This is a genomic window from Pseudomonas brassicacearum (assembly GCF_003732225.1).
In the GTDB taxonomy this organism is placed as follows: Bacteria; Pseudomonadota; Gammaproteobacteria; order Pseudomonadales; family Pseudomonadaceae; genus Aquipseudomonas; species Aquipseudomonas brassicacearum_E.
Genome location: NZ_MOBJ01000013.1, coordinates 76,207 through 90,804, shown reverse-complemented (window position 1 = coordinate 90,804; position 14,598 = coordinate 76,207). Strand labels below are relative to the sequence as shown.

General features: G+C 58.2%; 14 protein-coding genes. 6 read left to right on the top strand and 8 right to left on the bottom strand.

All coding sequences use genetic code 11. The annotated features are described in order from the left end of the window. The first annotated feature begins 52 nt into the window (after positions 1-52). From BK659_RS19645 to BK659_RS19630, 4 genes are all read left to right on the top strand, one after another. On the top strand, positions 53-1,417 hold the full coding sequence (locus BK659_RS19645) for a DUF2599 domain-containing protein (protein WP_123426646.1): 1,365 nt from the start codon (positions 53-55) through the stop codon (positions 1,415-1,417). 60 nt (positions 1,418-1,477) lie between these two features. After that, positions 1,478-2,704 (top strand): DUF2599 domain-containing protein, encoded by a 1,227-nt coding sequence (locus tag BK659_RS19640; protein WP_123426632.1) that lies wholly within the window; start codon positions 1,478-1,480, stop codon positions 2,702-2,704. Positions 2,705-2,821: 117 nt separating this feature from the next. After that, positions 2,822-3,280 carry an SRPBCC family protein gene (locus BK659_RS19635; RefSeq protein WP_123426631.1) on the top strand — a complete coding sequence of 153 codons (459 nt, stop codon included), beginning with the start codon at positions 2,822-2,824 and terminating at the stop codon, positions 3,278-3,280. Beyond that, positions 3,267-3,629 (top strand): ArsR/SmtB family transcription factor, encoded by a 363-nt coding sequence (locus BK659_RS19630; protein ID WP_259740282.1) that lies wholly within the window; start codon positions 3,267-3,269, stop codon positions 3,627-3,629. The genes BK659_RS19635 and BK659_RS19630 overlap by 14 nt, the downstream gene beginning before the upstream one ends. Positions 3,630-4,173: 544 nt before the next feature. On the opposite strand, the gene inhA is transcribed toward BK659_RS19630, so the two are convergent. Then, positions 4,174-4,854 carry an isonitrile hydratase gene (gene inhA, locus BK659_RS19625; RefSeq protein WP_123426630.1) on the bottom strand — a complete coding sequence of 227 codons (681 nt, stop codon included), beginning with the start codon at positions 4,852-4,854 and terminating at the stop codon, positions 4,174-4,176. 109 nt (positions 4,855-4,963) lie between these two features. On the opposite strand from inhA, the gene BK659_RS19620 reads away from it, so the two are divergent. Continuing rightward, a complete protein-coding gene (locus BK659_RS19620) occupies positions 4,964-5,950 on the top strand; it encodes a GlxA family transcriptional regulator (RefSeq protein WP_123426629.1) in 987 nt (328 codons plus the stop codon). 1 nt (position 5,951) lies between these two features. Here the strand turns inward: BK659_RS19620 and BK659_RS19615 are convergent, their stop codons facing one another. The 3 genes from BK659_RS19615 to BK659_RS19605 are packed head-to-tail and all read right to left on the bottom strand — an operon-like array spanning position 5,952 to position 7,925. Further along, entirely contained in the window at positions 5,952-6,857 is a 906-nt protein-coding gene (locus BK659_RS19615) for an alpha/beta fold hydrolase (RefSeq protein WP_123426628.1), read from the bottom strand. Positions 6,858-6,891: 34 nt separating this feature from the next. After that, positions 6,892-7,524, bottom strand: a complete 633-nt coding sequence (locus BK659_RS19610) for a BRCT domain-containing protein (RefSeq protein ID WP_123426627.1) — start codon at positions 7,522-7,524, stop codon at positions 6,892-6,894. Positions 7,525-7,535: 11 nt separating this feature from the next. Further along, a complete protein-coding gene (locus tag BK659_RS19605; RefSeq protein ID WP_123426626.1) occupies positions 7,536-7,925 on the bottom strand; it encodes a hypothetical protein in 390 nt (129 codons plus the stop codon). A 631-nt stretch (positions 7,926-8,556) separates the two neighbouring features. On the opposite strand from BK659_RS19605, the gene BK659_RS19600 reads away from it, so the two are divergent. Then, positions 8,557-8,928, top strand: a complete 372-nt coding sequence (locus BK659_RS19600) for a DUF6124 family protein (RefSeq protein ID WP_123426625.1) — start codon at positions 8,557-8,559, stop codon at positions 8,926-8,928. A gap of 278 nt (positions 8,929-9,206) precedes the next feature. Here the strand turns inward: BK659_RS19600 and BK659_RS19595 are convergent, their stop codons facing one another. From BK659_RS19595 to BK659_RS19580, 4 genes are all read right to left on the bottom strand, one after another. Further along, complete coding sequence (locus BK659_RS19595) at positions 9,207-11,033, bottom strand: glycoside hydrolase family 15 protein (RefSeq protein WP_123426624.1); 1,827 nt, start codon at positions 11,031-11,033, stop codon at positions 9,207-9,209. A 164-nt stretch (positions 11,034-11,197) separates the two neighbouring features. Next, positions 11,198-12,478 carry a flavodoxin-dependent (E)-4-hydroxy-3-methylbut-2-enyl-diphosphate synthase gene (ispG, locus tag BK659_RS19590; protein ID WP_123426623.1) on the bottom strand — a complete coding sequence of 427 codons (1,281 nt, stop codon included), beginning with the start codon at positions 12,476-12,478 and terminating at the stop codon, positions 11,198-11,200. 25 nt (positions 12,479-12,503) lie between these two features. Further along, the gene (ispH, locus tag BK659_RS19585) at positions 12,504-13,433 is read right to left on the bottom strand and encodes a 4-hydroxy-3-methylbut-2-enyl diphosphate reductase (RefSeq protein ID WP_123426622.1); all 930 of its coding nucleotides are present in this window, start codon (positions 13,431-13,433) and stop codon (positions 12,504-12,506) included. Positions 13,434-13,487: 54 nt separating this feature from the next. Continuing rightward, positions 13,488-14,567, bottom strand: a complete 1,080-nt coding sequence (locus tag BK659_RS19580) for a terpene synthase family protein (RefSeq protein WP_123426621.1) — start codon at positions 14,565-14,567, stop codon at positions 13,488-13,490. Between the last annotated feature and the right edge of the window lie 31 nt (positions 14,568-14,598).

Sequence of the window (14,598 nt, the reverse complement as noted above, 5' to 3'; positions counted from 1 at the left end):
CTACGCTGCCAAACAGGAAAACATCATCCAGCACTGCGACAAGGAGGTCTGCATGCGCCCTATGGCATGTGCGCCAATTATTCTGGCGTTCACTTCTACCTTTGCGTTATCGGCGATAGCCGCACAACCCGCCCTCGATCCAGTCGAGACCCTGAATCGAATCAACCGCAACTACAACACGCTGAATAACGACTGCAAGGAAATCGATTCCGGGGCCGCGCGCGGTCATTACTATTGCAGCGGCGTGACGTTGCGCATGGTCAATGATGGGCCCTTCAATCCCTGGGATTACAGCCCTTATGCGATCAAGATCGGCGCTACCTCCTTCTCCTGGATTCGCAAGGATCTGAGCACCAGCATTCTGATTCACCCCGCAGGTTTCATCATGCGCACCCCAACGGATGCGGCGGCGTTGAACCGGCCAGTCAAAGAGCAGGGTTGGACCTGCATCTACGCTTTCGATGGTGGCACCGGACCGGAGCGCAAGTGGTATGGCTGCGGCTTCTTTGACAGCAAAGAACCACCGAGAAACGCCCAGGGCAGGTTGAACAACAAGAATGCCCAGTGGGCTTACGGTACCTGTGCCGAGGCCGGGGTCACCACCGCCGACAAGTGGACCCAGCAATACACCGGGCTGTTCAAGGGCCCCATCCAGTCCAGCCAGTGTTCCTGGAATGCTGAAAAACCCAGTGATTGGAATGCCATGATCCGGGTGCATGAGTCCCGTGCAACCACCACCATGAAGGACCCGTTTTCGATCAAAACCCAAGTCAACGAATTCATGCTCAAAAACGCTTCCGCCACCAACGATGGCAGCGAGAACATGAAGTACATCGACGCCTTCATCTACAACGTCAACAGTACTCAGAACTTCGCCACCCGAGGCGACCAGGCACCGCCCAAGCCGGAGGACGGTCTGAAGAGTGCGCGCAACTTCCAGAAAAAATTGAATGACCAGGGCTATCCAGTACCGATTCTGCGCCTGGACTTCACCAAGCCCCCAGAGCAGCGTTTCAGCTATGTGGCCGCCGATCAGGTGATCGCACTGAACGCCAACGCCCCCGTTAACCCGGTCGCCGGCACACCGCCCCGTCAGTACATTGCGTCGGCCAACTGGGTCAAACGCTATGACCCCGGGACCCGCAAGGATGAATGGACCTTGAGCGTCGTACCCACCGCCGAGGGGCGGGCGCTACCGAATAATCAGTTGAGCGCGTTGTACGACGAACTGTTCGCGTTGAAGGGCAGCGACCAGAACTGGCGTGAAGAAGAAAAGTCTGCCGGCAGCATGCGTCAGCAACTGAACTGTGTGCTGGTCAATTACCGCAGCAAGACGCCATGGAACCTGGAGCCATTCAGGCCCACCGTCTCAGACAATGAAGCGAAAGCGGCTGGTTGCAACCCGGTCCCGCGATGAATCTGAAGGACATGACGGCCTGCACTGGCCACTCAGCTTCAACCACCAGGAGGTATTTCCATGAAGGGAATCAGAGCACCCATCGCCAGCGCAATCGCCATCGCTGGTCTGTCATTCTTTTCCACGGCCCATGCCGATTTGGGTAGCGACACGGTCACCCGTCTCAACCAACTCTATAACGACACCCGGCAAGATTGCGGTGGGCCGTCCAAACCGGCGTTTCTGTGCTCGGGTGTGCTGTTTCGGGCGACCTGGCCTTCGACCGATTACCAGTTCTACAGCATCAGCCCGAAAAGCCAGGCGAGTGGCGGGGTATCCGCCTCGTATCTGCGCAAGGATTCGAAGTTCCGCAAGCTGGCTTATGGGCTCAAAAGCGGCTTCATTTTCGACACTATCTTCGGCAACCCCAAGGACCATCAGGATTACGCCGTGTTGTGCTCGTTCCCGATCGACGCGGCCACCGATGACCGCGGGCAACAAGGTTGCACTGACTCGCGGCGAACCCCCGGCAACGTGGAAAAATTCTGTCACGAGCAAGGCGTGACCACGGCCGAGCAATGGGCCGCCAATTACCAGCAGAACAGGGGCGATCACTCCCGCCAATGCTCATTCGACGTACGTGATGAACGCAACAGCGCTTCAGGCCCGGCCTTCTATCAAAGCATCCGCGCCATGAGCAAGATTGCTGCCGAATCGTTCGGCACCCAAAACGAACTGCGCTTGGCCAAATGGGAAGAGACCCCACCGAAATCCCCATCGATCCTTGCGCTGTTCTATACCGAAGACAGTGGCCTGGAAGGCGCTCGGCTTAATCAGATCCAATGGTACAAGGCGGTGCAGCAGCACTTGCCGGTCATCAACATGAAGTTGCCGCAAACCCCTCAACAAGACGCTGCCTTTGTCTACGACAGTAAAAAGCAGGTGATCTACCCCACGACTGAAAAGAATGGCTGTGATCGCTATGTACAAAGCGCGAGCTGGGTCGAGCGCGACGACCCAGGCTTTGGCAAGAAGGTCATGACCCTCGAAGTGACGCCGACCGATTGCGGCAGAAAGGTGCAGGACGGCCAGACCAACAACTTCTTCAACGAACTGGCTGCCGATCACTACCTGGACGCGAACTGGAAAGACAACCCGGACAACCGTGACAGCAACATCGGTAGCATGCGCCGCCAGTTGGTTTGTCATTTCAACATTGCCCGCAACAAGCCTGAGTGGAACCTGGAGCCTTCCAGACCTTACACCTCCAACGAAGACTCCATTGCCAAGGGCTGTAACAACACCTGATACGCAGACAGGTGGCCACGAAACAGCCTTGTAGATCGAGTGAAACCGCGAAATGCGCAACCTTGAGATTGCGCATTTCTCCATCCGGGCCTAGTGTTCATCAAAAGGAGGTGACCTATGCACTCATCAGATCGCATCGAAAGAAAGATCCTGCTCAAGGCTCCACGCTCCACAGTCTGGCGCGCCCTGGCCAATGCCGAATCGTTCGGTAAGTGGTTTGGCGTCGCGCTCGATGGCAAACGTTTTGTCGCCGGTGAGCGAACCCGGGGGCAAATCACTTATCCGGGCTATGAACATCTGGTCTGGGACGTACAGGTGGCGCGGGTCGAGCCCGAGCGGGTGTTTGCGTTCCGTTGGCATCCGTATGCGGTGGAACCGAACATGGACTATTCGTCGGAGCCCACCACCCTGGTGCTGTTCGAGCTCGAAGACATGGACGGCGGTACTTTGCTGAAGGTCGTGGAGTCCGGTTTCGATAACATTCCGGTAGAACGCCGTCTCAAAGCCTTCCGCATGAACAGTCGGGGCTGGGATGACCAAATGACCAACATCGAGACGTACCTTGCCGCACCCTGACTCCTTGACACTGGATGCACCGTCGGCCGCCACTGCGCTGGGCCGTTCGGCGCTGACCTTCGCCGCGCTCGGCGACGAAACCCGGCTGCGGCTGATCGACGTGCTGTGCGGCGGCGGGGCGATGTCGATCGCGCAACTGACCGTGGGCACCGACATCAGTCGTCAGGCCGTGACCAAACACTTGCGGGTGCTCGCGGACGCCGGTCTGGTGCGTGACACCAAGCTGGGGCGTGAGCGCCGGTGGGTCTTTGAGCCGACGCAATTGGACGAGGCGCGGCGCTCGCTGGAAATCATCAGTCGGCAGTGGGACCACGCGTTGACGAATCTGAAATCCTTTGTCGAACAATGAATTGACCCAGCGTGTTTGAGCCTTGTCTGACGCACTACTCGCGACTCGGATGCTTGAGACCTGACGGCTCTAAGGGTTTTCGGAAGTGCTGCAATGGCGAATGTCTTACACGCGCTAGTAACGATGTCGTCTATTTCAGATTGGATCCGAAGTTTAATCTACACCCATCAACTGAAGCGCAGGACGCGCTCAGGGTCATGGATGATCGACCATTTGCAAGGATCGCAGCGACAGGATGTCATCATGGTCTTGAAAAACCCGCTTCGGCGGGTTTTTTTTCGTCTGCAGGAAAGGGGCTGATGAGGGCTTACGCTGACGCATAGCCAATGGCTTACGCACGGTCGATGGTATGTCGTCTTTTGCGCTTTTGGTTTCAGGCCTAATCTGACTCCATCAACTGCAGCGCAGGACGCGCTCAGGGTCATGGATGATCGACCATTTGCAAGGAATGCAGCGACAGGATGTCGTCATGGTCTTGGAAAACCCGCTTCGGCGGGTTTTTTTATGAGCGCTGTAAAAGTCTGTTTCAGACCTGGCCAAGCGCTTAACCGAGCCGTGCCGCTACGCGTTCGGTGATCAGCGTGCGCTGGTTGAGCGAGGCGGCTGTCCGCCGATGAGCTTCCTCCAGCACGGCTTTCGGCGCGGTGTGCGGGTCGCCGGAATTGAACGGCGGTGCAGGCGCGTATTCGAGTTGCAACTGCACCCGTTGCGCCACGTCATCGCCATACAACTCGGCGGCCAGGGTCAGGGCAAAATCGATACCGGCAGTGATCCCGCCACCCGTCAGCAGATTGCCGTCGCGCACCACCCGGTCTCGAACCGGAATAGCGCCCAAAAGACTCAGTAATTCATGGTAGGCCCAGTGGGTCGTCGCACGTTTGCCCTTGAGCAATCCAGCCGCGCCGAGCACCAATGCGCCGGTGCACACCGAGGTCACGTAGCGTGCTTTGGCGGCTTGCGCCTGAATGAATGCAAGGGTCTGCGGATCTTCCATCAATGCTCCGACGCCGCTGCCTCCGGGGATGCAAATCACATCCAGGTCCGGGCAGTCATCGAATGTGGTGGTCGGCTTCAGGACCAGGCCGGTGCTTGCCGTCACAGGGACCAGGTCCTTCCAGATCAAATGCACCTTCACGTCCGGCAGCGAGGCCAGCACATCGTAAGGTCCGGTCAGGTCCAATTGCTGCACCTGTGGAAACAACAGAAAACCGATCTGCAACGTCATGACGCTATCTCCTTGGTCTGCGTGTTCTCACCCGGTTCGGGTGGACGGTTTGACTGTATGCCCGTAGGATTTGGCGTACACGCCAATAAACCCTCGAATTACGCCAACCATGCCGAACTCACCGAAAACCGTTCATGTGCTGGCCTTCGCCAATGTGCAATTGCTCGATGTCACCGGGCCGTTGCAGGTGTTTGCCTCGGCCAATGACATTGCCGCGCAGCGAGGATTGCCGCCGCCCTATGCGCCGACGGTCATTGCCGATGGCGGCGGGGCGGTGATGTCCTCGGCCGGGTTGGCGTTGCTGGCCGAACCGTTACCGGACGGACCTTCCGATACGTTGATCATCGCGGGCGGCTGGGGTGTCTATGCGGCGGCCGAAGACGCTGTGCTGGTGGACTGGGTGCGCCAACAGGCTGCGGTTTCCCGGCGCGTGACCTCGGTGTGCACCGGCGCATTTTTGCTGGCGGCCAGCGGCTGGCTTGACGGTCGTCGAGTGGTCACCCACTGGACCCGCTGCGATCAGCTGGCGCAAAAGCACCCGAAACTGCGGGTCGAACCCAACCCGATCTTCATCAACGACGGCCCGGTCTGGACCTCGGCCGGGGTCACGGCCGGCATCGATCTGGCGCTAGCGCTGGTGGAAGCGGATCTGGGGCGCGGCATCGCCCTGGAAGTCGCCCGACAACTGGTGGTGTTCCTCAAACGCCCTGGCGGCCAGTCGCAGTTCAGCGTGACCCTGGACCTGCAACAGCACGGCAACCGCTTTGATGAGCTGCACGCCTGGATCGCCGAAAACCTCTCCCTGGACCTCGGCATCCCGGCGCTGGCCCTGCAAGCCGGCATGAGCGAGCGCAGCTTCATCCGCCACTATCGCGCCGACACCGGCCAGACCCCGGCGCGGGCGATCGAACTGATTCGCGTCGAAACTGCACGACGATTGCTCAGTGACACTGGAGTGCCGATCAAACGGATCGCCGTGCAATGCGGGTTCGGCAGCGAAGAAACCCTGCGCCGCAGTTTCCTGCGGGCCATAGGCGTGACACCGCAAGCGTATCGCGAACGGTTTTCGCGGGAGAGTGTTGTTGAGGAGGTTTGAGTCAGGGAGCTTCCAGCAATTCCAATAGCGCAGCGAGCGTCGCCTTGGGCGCTTCTTGCGGGATGTTGTGGCCGACCCCTGACAGAACCCGGCGCTCGTAGTACCCGGTAAACAGCCCGATATCGTCATCAACCTCAGCCGCCGGACCCACGCCGTCATCAGCCCCACACAGGGAGATCGTCGGCACGCCGATAGGTGGCTGCTGAGTCAGCGCTTGTTCTATGTGCTCAAGAGCCGGATCGCCCGGCGCGTACATGAATCGGTGTCGATACGAGTGAATCACCACGTCGACGAAGTCCGGATTGTCAAAAGCTTGTGCGCTCAGCGGATACAGCTCTGGGCCACGTGCCCAAGTAGGCGACCAAAGCCGCCAAAGCAATTCACACAGCTCTCGACGGTTGGTGGTCAAGCCGTCAACACCGCGCTGGGTGTGAAAGTAGTACTGATACCAGAGCCGGTGCTCGGTCTCGGGCACCAAAGGCTGAGTCGAGTTCGGGATGTCTTGAACGTTGTAGCCGTCCCCGCTCACCAGGCAGCGCACCCGTTCTGGCCACAGCGCTGCGACGATACACGCCGCCCGACCACCCCAGTCGTAGCCACAAAGTGCGGCTTGGGGAATCGCCAATGCGTCCATCAAGTCCAGTAGATCCTGCGCCAACGCAGCTTGTTGGCCGGAGCGCATCAGGTTCGCGCTGTTGAATCGGGTTGGGCCGTAACCCCGCAGGTAAGGCACGATCACCCGATAGCCACGCTCAGCGAGGCCCGGAGCGATGTCGTCATAGCTGCGTGGGTCGTAGGGAAAGCCGTGAAGCAAAATGACCGGCTCGCCCGAGATCGGGCCATGTTCTTCGTAGGCAATGGTCAGACAGGGGGTATGAACATACTGGGTCAGCGTCTCTTTTTTCATCTGTACACCCCCACAAAGACTCGAGGTTGAAGGATTATGCGAACAGCACTTTTTGCCAGTGCTCTTCACTGACAATGGCGATTGGCACTCCGCTTTCTCTGAGTTCCACAGCTTTTTTGATCTTGGTTCCGTAACTGCTGTGCAGCCATTGATCATTGCCGATACTGCCGACCACCAGATAATGGACCTTCCTGCTGACTGAGCCTCCAATCAATCCGCCGCGTTCAAGGATCAATGATTCACAGTCTTTTCGCGGGCCGTAAGCCATGACGCCGGTAAAGATGAACACCCGGTCGGCCCAGCTCAATGCTGGTGGTGGATTGTTTAGAGGAAGGCTGGTGGGAGTCGTAAAGGTTTGAGTCGAACCGACGGGAAGCCCCGCGAACTGATGCAGCATTTCCAATAGTTCGGTTGATTCCTCAGCATCCAGAACTCCATCGCTGAGCATGCTGGCGAGGCGTTTGTAGAGGAGATTCACGACTGGATCGCTCAAATGACTTAGATGGCTTTCGATCCAGCTCTTGAGAAACTCGGCTTCCTGTAGATTTATTTTTCCATCGGCGGCTAGACCAGCGGCAATGCCCACCAATGCGTCGGCCGAGCGGCGATCAATCCGTGCCTCGTGAAAAAGCACACTGTTCTGAAATTCCTGATGTAAATCGACCATGCGTCCTGCTCCTAGGCTTCCATTTCCGACGGCTGGTTGAAGTATTTCGAGCGATCCGGGGTGAAGGTCACGACCATTCTGGTGCTGGAGCAGGTCATCGTCCGTTCCTGAGTCAGGTCGATGTCCAGGTCTTCACCACGCAGGCCTTGCCATTGGGCGAGGTATTTGAGGGAGCCGAACTTATCGCGTTTCTTCAGGCTGCGGCTGACGCCACCTTTCCAGCCGAGTACCGGGAGTTCGCCGGCCAGGCAGCGTTTTGAAAGATCGGGGAATTTAGCGGCACGTTCGCGACCGATTTCCCAACATTTGATCAGACCTTTGTCTTCGGCTTCCCAAAGTTGATCCCGGGTCAGGCCCGATCGGGGAGGTGCTTTGATGCTGCATTGGATGCGCTGGGTCATTCTGATTCCTTGAATGCGGGTTTTGTTGAACAGCTCCGCTGTACCCGTTGAGGGGGCGATGTTATGAGGCGAATGGCTGGCTTGCAACCGCATATTTCAGCGTGCGGAATGACTCCCGCCAATGGGCGTGAATGCACTGTTGTTTAACGGTTGTAAGCCCTGACACCGTCCGTAGCAGCTGGCGAAGCCTGCGTTCGGCTGCGTAGCGGCCGTAAAATCAGACACCCCCGTTTTTTCAGGCTAACCGTGGAGGCAGGATTTACGACTGCTACGCAGCCGAACGCAGGCTTCGCCAGCTGCTACGGATCGAGTGATGGCTTAATGGTCTGGTTCCTACAGATGCGGTGCAGAAGGGGATATTTCCGACGGTTTTTTAGGGTTGCGATGAGGGCGGGGCGAGGGCTAGCCTTTGCGGGTCGCTGCAAAATCAGTGACTGGGTTTGGTCGCCCGGGTTTAGAATGGCGCACAGAACCGCGTGAGCGGTTTTTTTGCTTATTGGCAAACTGTGCGTGGGAGGGCTTAGGCCCTGCCGGGTTTCCATTCCCTGGTCGACCAACCTGCGTACAGTTCGCCACCCTTCTGCTTGGTCGCAGAAATGGCGAGCTCCAATTTCTGAATGGAGTTTCAACCGTGGTCAAAATCACCCCCAATCCCCCCGAAAACCCTAGCGTATCCCCTTACGACTCCCTCGACTCCAGCAAGCTGCATGACGCAGCCGAGCGTGCGCTGGATTACCACTTGCCGCCGTTCACCCCGCCACCGAAACTCGATACCCGGCCGGGTAAAATGTTTGTGGTCATTCCCGATGCCGATAACGAAACCCTGCTGGCCCACGCCAGCGAAACCCTGGCGTCGGTGAATGTGCTGGCCAGCGATCTGGCCTTCGAACTGGAAGGTTCACGCCGTCATGTGGCGCTGGCGATTCAGCAGATGGTGGTGTTGAGCGAGTTATTGGTGAACCGGGCGCTGGATAATTTCGATCCTTACGACACGGACGCGTAGAGCACAACCCGTGGCGAAGGGGCTTGCCCTTTTGCCGGTCAGTCATGCCGTTACACGATTCGTAGCAGCTGGCGAAGCCTGCGTTCGGCTGCGAAGCAGTCGTAAAATCAGACACCACGTTTTTTCAGGTTCACCGTGGATGCAGGATTTACGGCCGCTTCGCAGCCGAACGCAGGCTTCGCCAGCTGCTACGGGGAATGTGCCGAGCCTCAAATCCCTTAACTTACTGGTAAAAGGGCGAGTCTCCTTGTCACAAAGGATTGTCTGTCACCAGAACCTTACGGCTGCCAGTAACTCTTTTCCCCACTCAGTTTCCGATCGAGAAAACTCGCCGCGCTAATCAGTGCCAGATGGGTCAGCGCTTGTGGCGTGTTGCCAACGTGCCTTGCGTGGCTGTCGAACTCTTCGGCGTATAGCCCGAGCGGGTTGGCGTAGCGCAGCAGTTGTTCGAATTCCAGGTGGGCTTTTTCGAGCTGACCGGCGCGGGCCAGGCATTCGACGTACCAGAACGAGCAGGCGGCGAACGCACCTTCGGTGCCGGGCAGGCCATCGATCTGGCTATCGTCATTGTGGTAGCGGTAAACCATGCCGTCGCGCACCAGGGTTTTCTGGATCGCTTGCAGGGTCGACAGCCAGCGCGGGTCCTTGGCGCTGACGAAGCGCACCAGTGGCATCAGCAGCATCGAACCGTCGAGCGCGGTGCCACCGATGTGCTGGACGAAATGCCCATGTTCGGCGTTCCAGAAATTGCTCCAGATGTCGGCGTAGATCGCTTGGCGGGTTTGGTCCCAGCGGGCGAACGGGGCGGGCAGCGAGCGTTTCGAGGCAAGACGGATGGCTCGATCCAGCGCCACCCAGCACATCAGCCGCGAATGCAGAAAGTGATGCTGCTCGCCGCGCATTTCCCAGATGCCGACATCCTCTTGCTGCCAGGTGCCGCAGACCTGATCGACGACCTCGACGGTGTGCAGCCAACCCTCGTGGGAAATAGCTTCACCGTACTTGTTGACCAGGTACACCGCGTCCATCAACTCACCGAAAATATCCAGCTGAACCTGATCGTAGGCCTGGTTGCCGATACGTACCGGTCTGGCGTCGCCGTGACCGGACAGGTGCGTGAGTTCGGTTTCCGGCAGCTCCTGACGACCATCGATGGCATACAGGACGTTGAGCTTCATCGGTTTGCCCTGGCAGTCGCTGACCCGTCCGCGCAACCAGCGCATGTAGGCGTTGGCTTCCTCGATAAAGCCCAGGCGCATGAAGGCGTAAACGGTAAAGGAGGCATCACGGATCCAGGTGTAGCGGTAGTCCCAGTTGCGGACGCCGCCGGGTGTTTCCGGCAGGCCGAAGGTTGCGGCGGCGAGGATCGCACCGTGTTTGCGCGAGGTCAGCAGTTTCAGTGTCAGTGCCGAGCGGTTGACCATTTCACGCCAGCGTCCACGGTAATTGGATCGACCGATCCAGTCGCGCCAGAACTTCAGCGTGCGTTGCAGGCACAGGTCGCTGTTTTCATCCTTGAAACGTGGGTCGTCGAGGGCTCCCAGGAGGAATTCGGCGCTTTGTCCCTGTTCGAGGCTGAAGGTGGCGACGGCCGCGTTTTGTACAACCTGCATCGGCTGATTGGCACGCAAGCGTAAACCAGGCTGATGAGCGGCTTCGAAGCAGATGTCTGCACCGTCGATCCGCGCCTTGGTCTGCGCTCGGGCGTAGTCATGGCGCACCGCGCAATGCAGGTGGAACGTGGCGCGGCCACTGACCAGTCGCACACGGCGGATTAATAGTGGCTGGTTCTCGTCGCTGTCGCCGATGGGCAGCAGGTCGGTGATTTCCACCACCGCATGTTCACTCAGCCAGCGGGTTTGCAGCACATTGGTGTCGGGCAGGTAGATTTGCTCGCGTCGAGCATCGGGCAGGTCGGGTGCCAGTTGGAAGATCCCGGCATTCGGGGTGTCCAGCAATGAGCAGAAAATCGACGGGCTGTCGAATTCCGGCCAACAGAAAAAGTCCACGCTGCCCTTGTCGTTGATCAGTGCAGCGCTGCGCATGTCACCGATGATGCCATGAGCGTCGATAGCGCTTTGTCGCTCGTTGTAATGATCAGCCATTGCCGCGTAACTCCGGCAGCCTTGAGGGAGGGCCTAATTAGCTGACTGGCAAGGGAGCCAGGAGTTCAAGAAGCTGATTTTTTTGCCCAAGGATGTGAATAGCAAATAGTTGTACGCCTACGGCAGTCAATGAAAGCTGCAGACTTTTGCTTTTGGGTTGGTTGTCAGGCATGAGGGATCAAGGACGAGCCAAGGGCTGCGGCCAGTTGTAACCGAGCCTGCTCCTGCCCGCCATAACGAGCCGCAACATAGAGTCCGAGCAACTGCGTAAAGTCCTCGGCAATACTCGCGCCCTTTAGCGTCAGAACCCGTTCACCGTCCATGTAAACCGGGGCTGACGGATGCTCTCCAGCGCCGGGCAGGGAAATACCGATGTCGGCTAGACGACTCTCGCCCGGGCCGTTGACCACGCAGCCCATGACCGCCACCTGCATCTGTTCGACGCCCGGGTACACGGTCTTCCAGACTGGCGTTTGGCTGCGTAGAAAGTCTTCGATCTGTTGCGCCAACTCCTGAAAAAAACTGCTGGTGGTGCGTCCGCAACCGGGGCAGGCGACGACGCTCGGGGTAAAGGCTCGCAGTCCCATGGTTTGCAAAATCTGCTGCGCGACCAACACTTCGCGACTGCGGTCGCCATTGGGTTCCGGGGTGAGGGAAATGCGTAGCGTGTCGCCGATGCCTTCCTGCAACAGCACCGCCAGCGCGGTGGAGGAGGCGACGATGCCTTTGGAGCCCATGCCGGCTTCGGTCAAACCCAGGTGCAGCGGAAAATCGCAGCGCGCCGCAAGGTTGCGGTACACCGCGATCAAATCCTGCACATGGCTGACCTTCGCCGACAACACAATGTGATCTACCGGCAAACCGACCTCGATGGCGCGCTGGGCGTTTTCCAGTGCCGAGACCACCAACGCCTCGCGCATCACCGCATCAGCGGCCAACGGTTGAGCGAGCGTCGCGTTGGCATCCATCATGCGTGCGAGCAAGTCAGGATCGAGGCTGCCCCAGTTGACCCCGATCCGCACCGGTTTGTCATAGCGGCAAGCGACTTCGATCATGCTGCAAAACTGTTCGTCGCGTTTGGCACCTTTGCCAACGTTGCCGGGGTTGATCCGGTACTTGCCCAACGCCTCGGCGCACGCGGGATATGCCGCGAGCAATCGATGGCCGTTGAAGTGAAAGTCGCCCACCAGCGGCACGCTGACATTACGCCGGTCGAGCATCTCGCGAATGTTCGCCACCTGAGCAGCAGCGTCATGGCTGTTGACTGTGATCCGCACCAGTTCGGCACCGGCCATCGCCAGGTTTTCGACCTGACGGGCCGTGGCCTGGGCATCGGCGGTGTCGGTGTTGGTCATGGCTTGCACCACGATCGGACTGTCGCTGCCCAGCCTCACCGAACCAATGGCGACCTGGCGGGTGCGACGTCTGGGGATGGCGCTGTTCATCGATTCGGCTCCTGTGAGGCGTGCCTTACTGGCGCGCAATCAACCCTTCGGGCAGGCGGAACTGCACGTGTTCTTCACGACCTGGCAGGGCTTCGATTTCAAGCGGGGCGATCCGTGCCAGGGCAGCGATTACATCGTCAATCATGGACTCCGGCGTCGAGGCTCCGGCAGTAATACCGACAGTCGGCCCATTACTAAACCATTCACTGCGCACCGCGCTGCCATCAGCGATCAGGTAACTGGGCTTGCCGCTTTCGCCGGCGATATCGCGCAAGGTCACGGAATTGGCGCTTTTAACGCTGCCAACTACCAACACCAGATCGGCGCAGCGGCTCAACTCACGCACAGCGGTCTGACGATTCTGCACGGCATAACAAATGTCCCGGGTATCCGGTCCGACTATCTGCGGATAGCGCCGCTTGAGCGCCTCAACGACCGCGTGGGTATCGTCGACGCTCAGGGTGGTCTGAGTGATGTAGGCCAACGGTGTATCCGCCGCGAACGTCAACTCTGCCACTTCAGCGACATTTCGCACCAACGTTACCGGCGCCGGAATCTGCCCCAGAGTACCCACCACCTCCGGATGCCCAGCTTCGCCAATCAGAATCACCTGATATCCCTTGGCCGCATACTGCCGACCCTGGTTATGCACCTTGGTCACCAGCGGGCAGGTCGCGTCCAGCACCCGCAACTGACGTCCGCGGGCCTCGTCCTCCACGTCAGTGCCCACACCATGGGCGCTAAAGATGGTCACCGCATTCGCCGGCACTTCATCCAGTTCCTCGACAAACCGTGCACCCTTGCTGCGCAGGCTCTCGACCACATGCTGGTTGTGCACGATCTCGTGACGCACATACACCGGCGCACCGTATTGCTTCAGGGCCTGTTCGACGGTTTCGACGGCCCGGATCACTCCGGCGCAGAAGCCACGGGGTTGGGCGAGGATGACTTTCACGGGGTTCCCTCATGGTCGGATAATATCGTCCGCTTATCCCTTTGTGTTCGCTGACTAAATTCCGACTGTTGAGTGAGAGGGGTCGTAATGCCACCACCAGGAAATTGATGGGATATCCACTGTTCCCCGGCAATCATCCGGGAAGGTTTCGGTCAGGACGCCTCCCTGATAGGCCGCTTGACCGTCAATACCATTCAAATAGCGGTACCTAGGGTTTTCACTTATCCATTCCAGCCCCCCACGCCAATAACAATCCAGACTTTCGATATAGGCTTCAACTTCAGGCGATGCGTCTGTCAGTACCGACTCTCTCAGGCGCATATACAAACCGGCTATGTTGTCGCGCCAGCTGAAAGCCTTTGCCAATGCTTGCTCATGTGTAACACCACTTCGTTGTTGAATCAGCGAGACAATGTTGTGCTGTCGGTCCTCGGGTTCTCTTGCCAACTCCTTGGCGTATGAAAAGAAATCACTTTCCCAGACAATCATCATCCCTGCCATTTCAGTGAGCGCACAGAGACGCCGATCCTCCATTTTTTTCTGGCTTATATCGACCAGGGTGCTGATATGGCCAAGAGTCGGAAAAACCAACCCGCCGCCGGAGCTGAGACGCAGGAGTGCGCAATCGCTCATGGTGGGCTGGGGGTTGACCAGTTTGCCTACCTCGACCATGAAGTAACCACGTTGAGTATTTACAAAACGAGCGGTATGTAATGGGGTCGTATATTTGTCCAGTCGCAGACGTATGTCGCGCAACGCCATGGCAAATTTGTTTTCAGGGTAGGTAGGTACTTCGGGGGATTCGATCGAGCGTTGCATCTGTAACATGGCGGTAATGGACAGTGCCGGATTTTCACTCATTGAACCTTCGTCGCAGTACTCATCATCAAATGAAAAGGCCCAAAGAATATAGTCCGACATTATTTGTGCTACATCAGCGTTCGCTGCAAATGGGTACATCAGCCCCCCTAAGCGGCCGCAGCCAATGCTGGCGAGGCGTTGGCGATGTTTTTCATCGCTGTAAAGATGCCATTTGTCCATCCACGATATAGTCCCAGCCTCAAGTTTTTCACTCTCCGGGTAAATTCTATATGGCAGGGGGCAGCTGATCTTTGGAAGTGTAAGAGTGGTCATATAGCCTCCGTGTATTATCTTTGAAATAGCA

Bases quoted from the DNA above. Each gene is read 5' to 3' on its own strand.
- BK659_RS19645 (WP_123426646.1), top strand. From the start codon at position 53: ATGCGCCCTATGGCATGTGCGCCAATTATTCTGGCGTTCACTTCTACC.
- BK659_RS19640 (WP_123426632.1), top strand. From the start codon at position 1,478: ATGAAGGGAATCAGAGCACCCATCGCCAGCGCAATCGCCATCGCTGGT.
- BK659_RS19635 (WP_123426631.1), top strand. From the start codon at position 2,822: ATGCACTCATCAGATCGCATCGAAAGAAAGATCCTGCTCAAGGCTCCA.
- inhA (WP_123426630.1), bottom strand. From the start codon at position 4,854: ATGACGTTGCAGATCGGTTTTCTGTTGTTTCCACAGGTGCAGCAATTG.
- BK659_RS19620 (WP_123426629.1), top strand. From the start codon at position 4,964: ATGCCGAACTCACCGAAAACCGTTCATGTGCTGGCCTTCGCCAATGTG.
- BK659_RS19615 (WP_123426628.1), bottom strand. From the start codon at position 6,857: ATGAAAAAAGAGACGCTGACCCAGTATGTTCATACCCCCTGTCTGACC.
- BK659_RS19610 (WP_123426627.1), bottom strand. From the start codon at position 7,524: ATGGTCGATTTACATCAGGAATTTCAGAACAGTGTGCTTTTTCACGAG.
- BK659_RS19605 (WP_123426626.1), bottom strand. From the start codon at position 7,925: ATGACCCAGCGCATCCAATGCAGCATCAAAGCACCTCCCCGATCGGGC.
- BK659_RS19595 (WP_123426624.1), bottom strand. From the start codon at position 11,033: ATGGCTGATCATTACAACGAGCGACAAAGCGCTATCGACGCTCATGGC.
- ispG (WP_123426623.1), bottom strand. From the start codon at position 12,478: ATGAACAGCGCCATCCCCAGACGTCGCACCCGCCAGGTCGCCATTGGT.
- BK659_RS19580 (WP_123426621.1), bottom strand. From the start codon at position 14,567: ATGACCACTCTTACACTTCCAAAGATCAGCTGCCCCCTGCCATATAGA.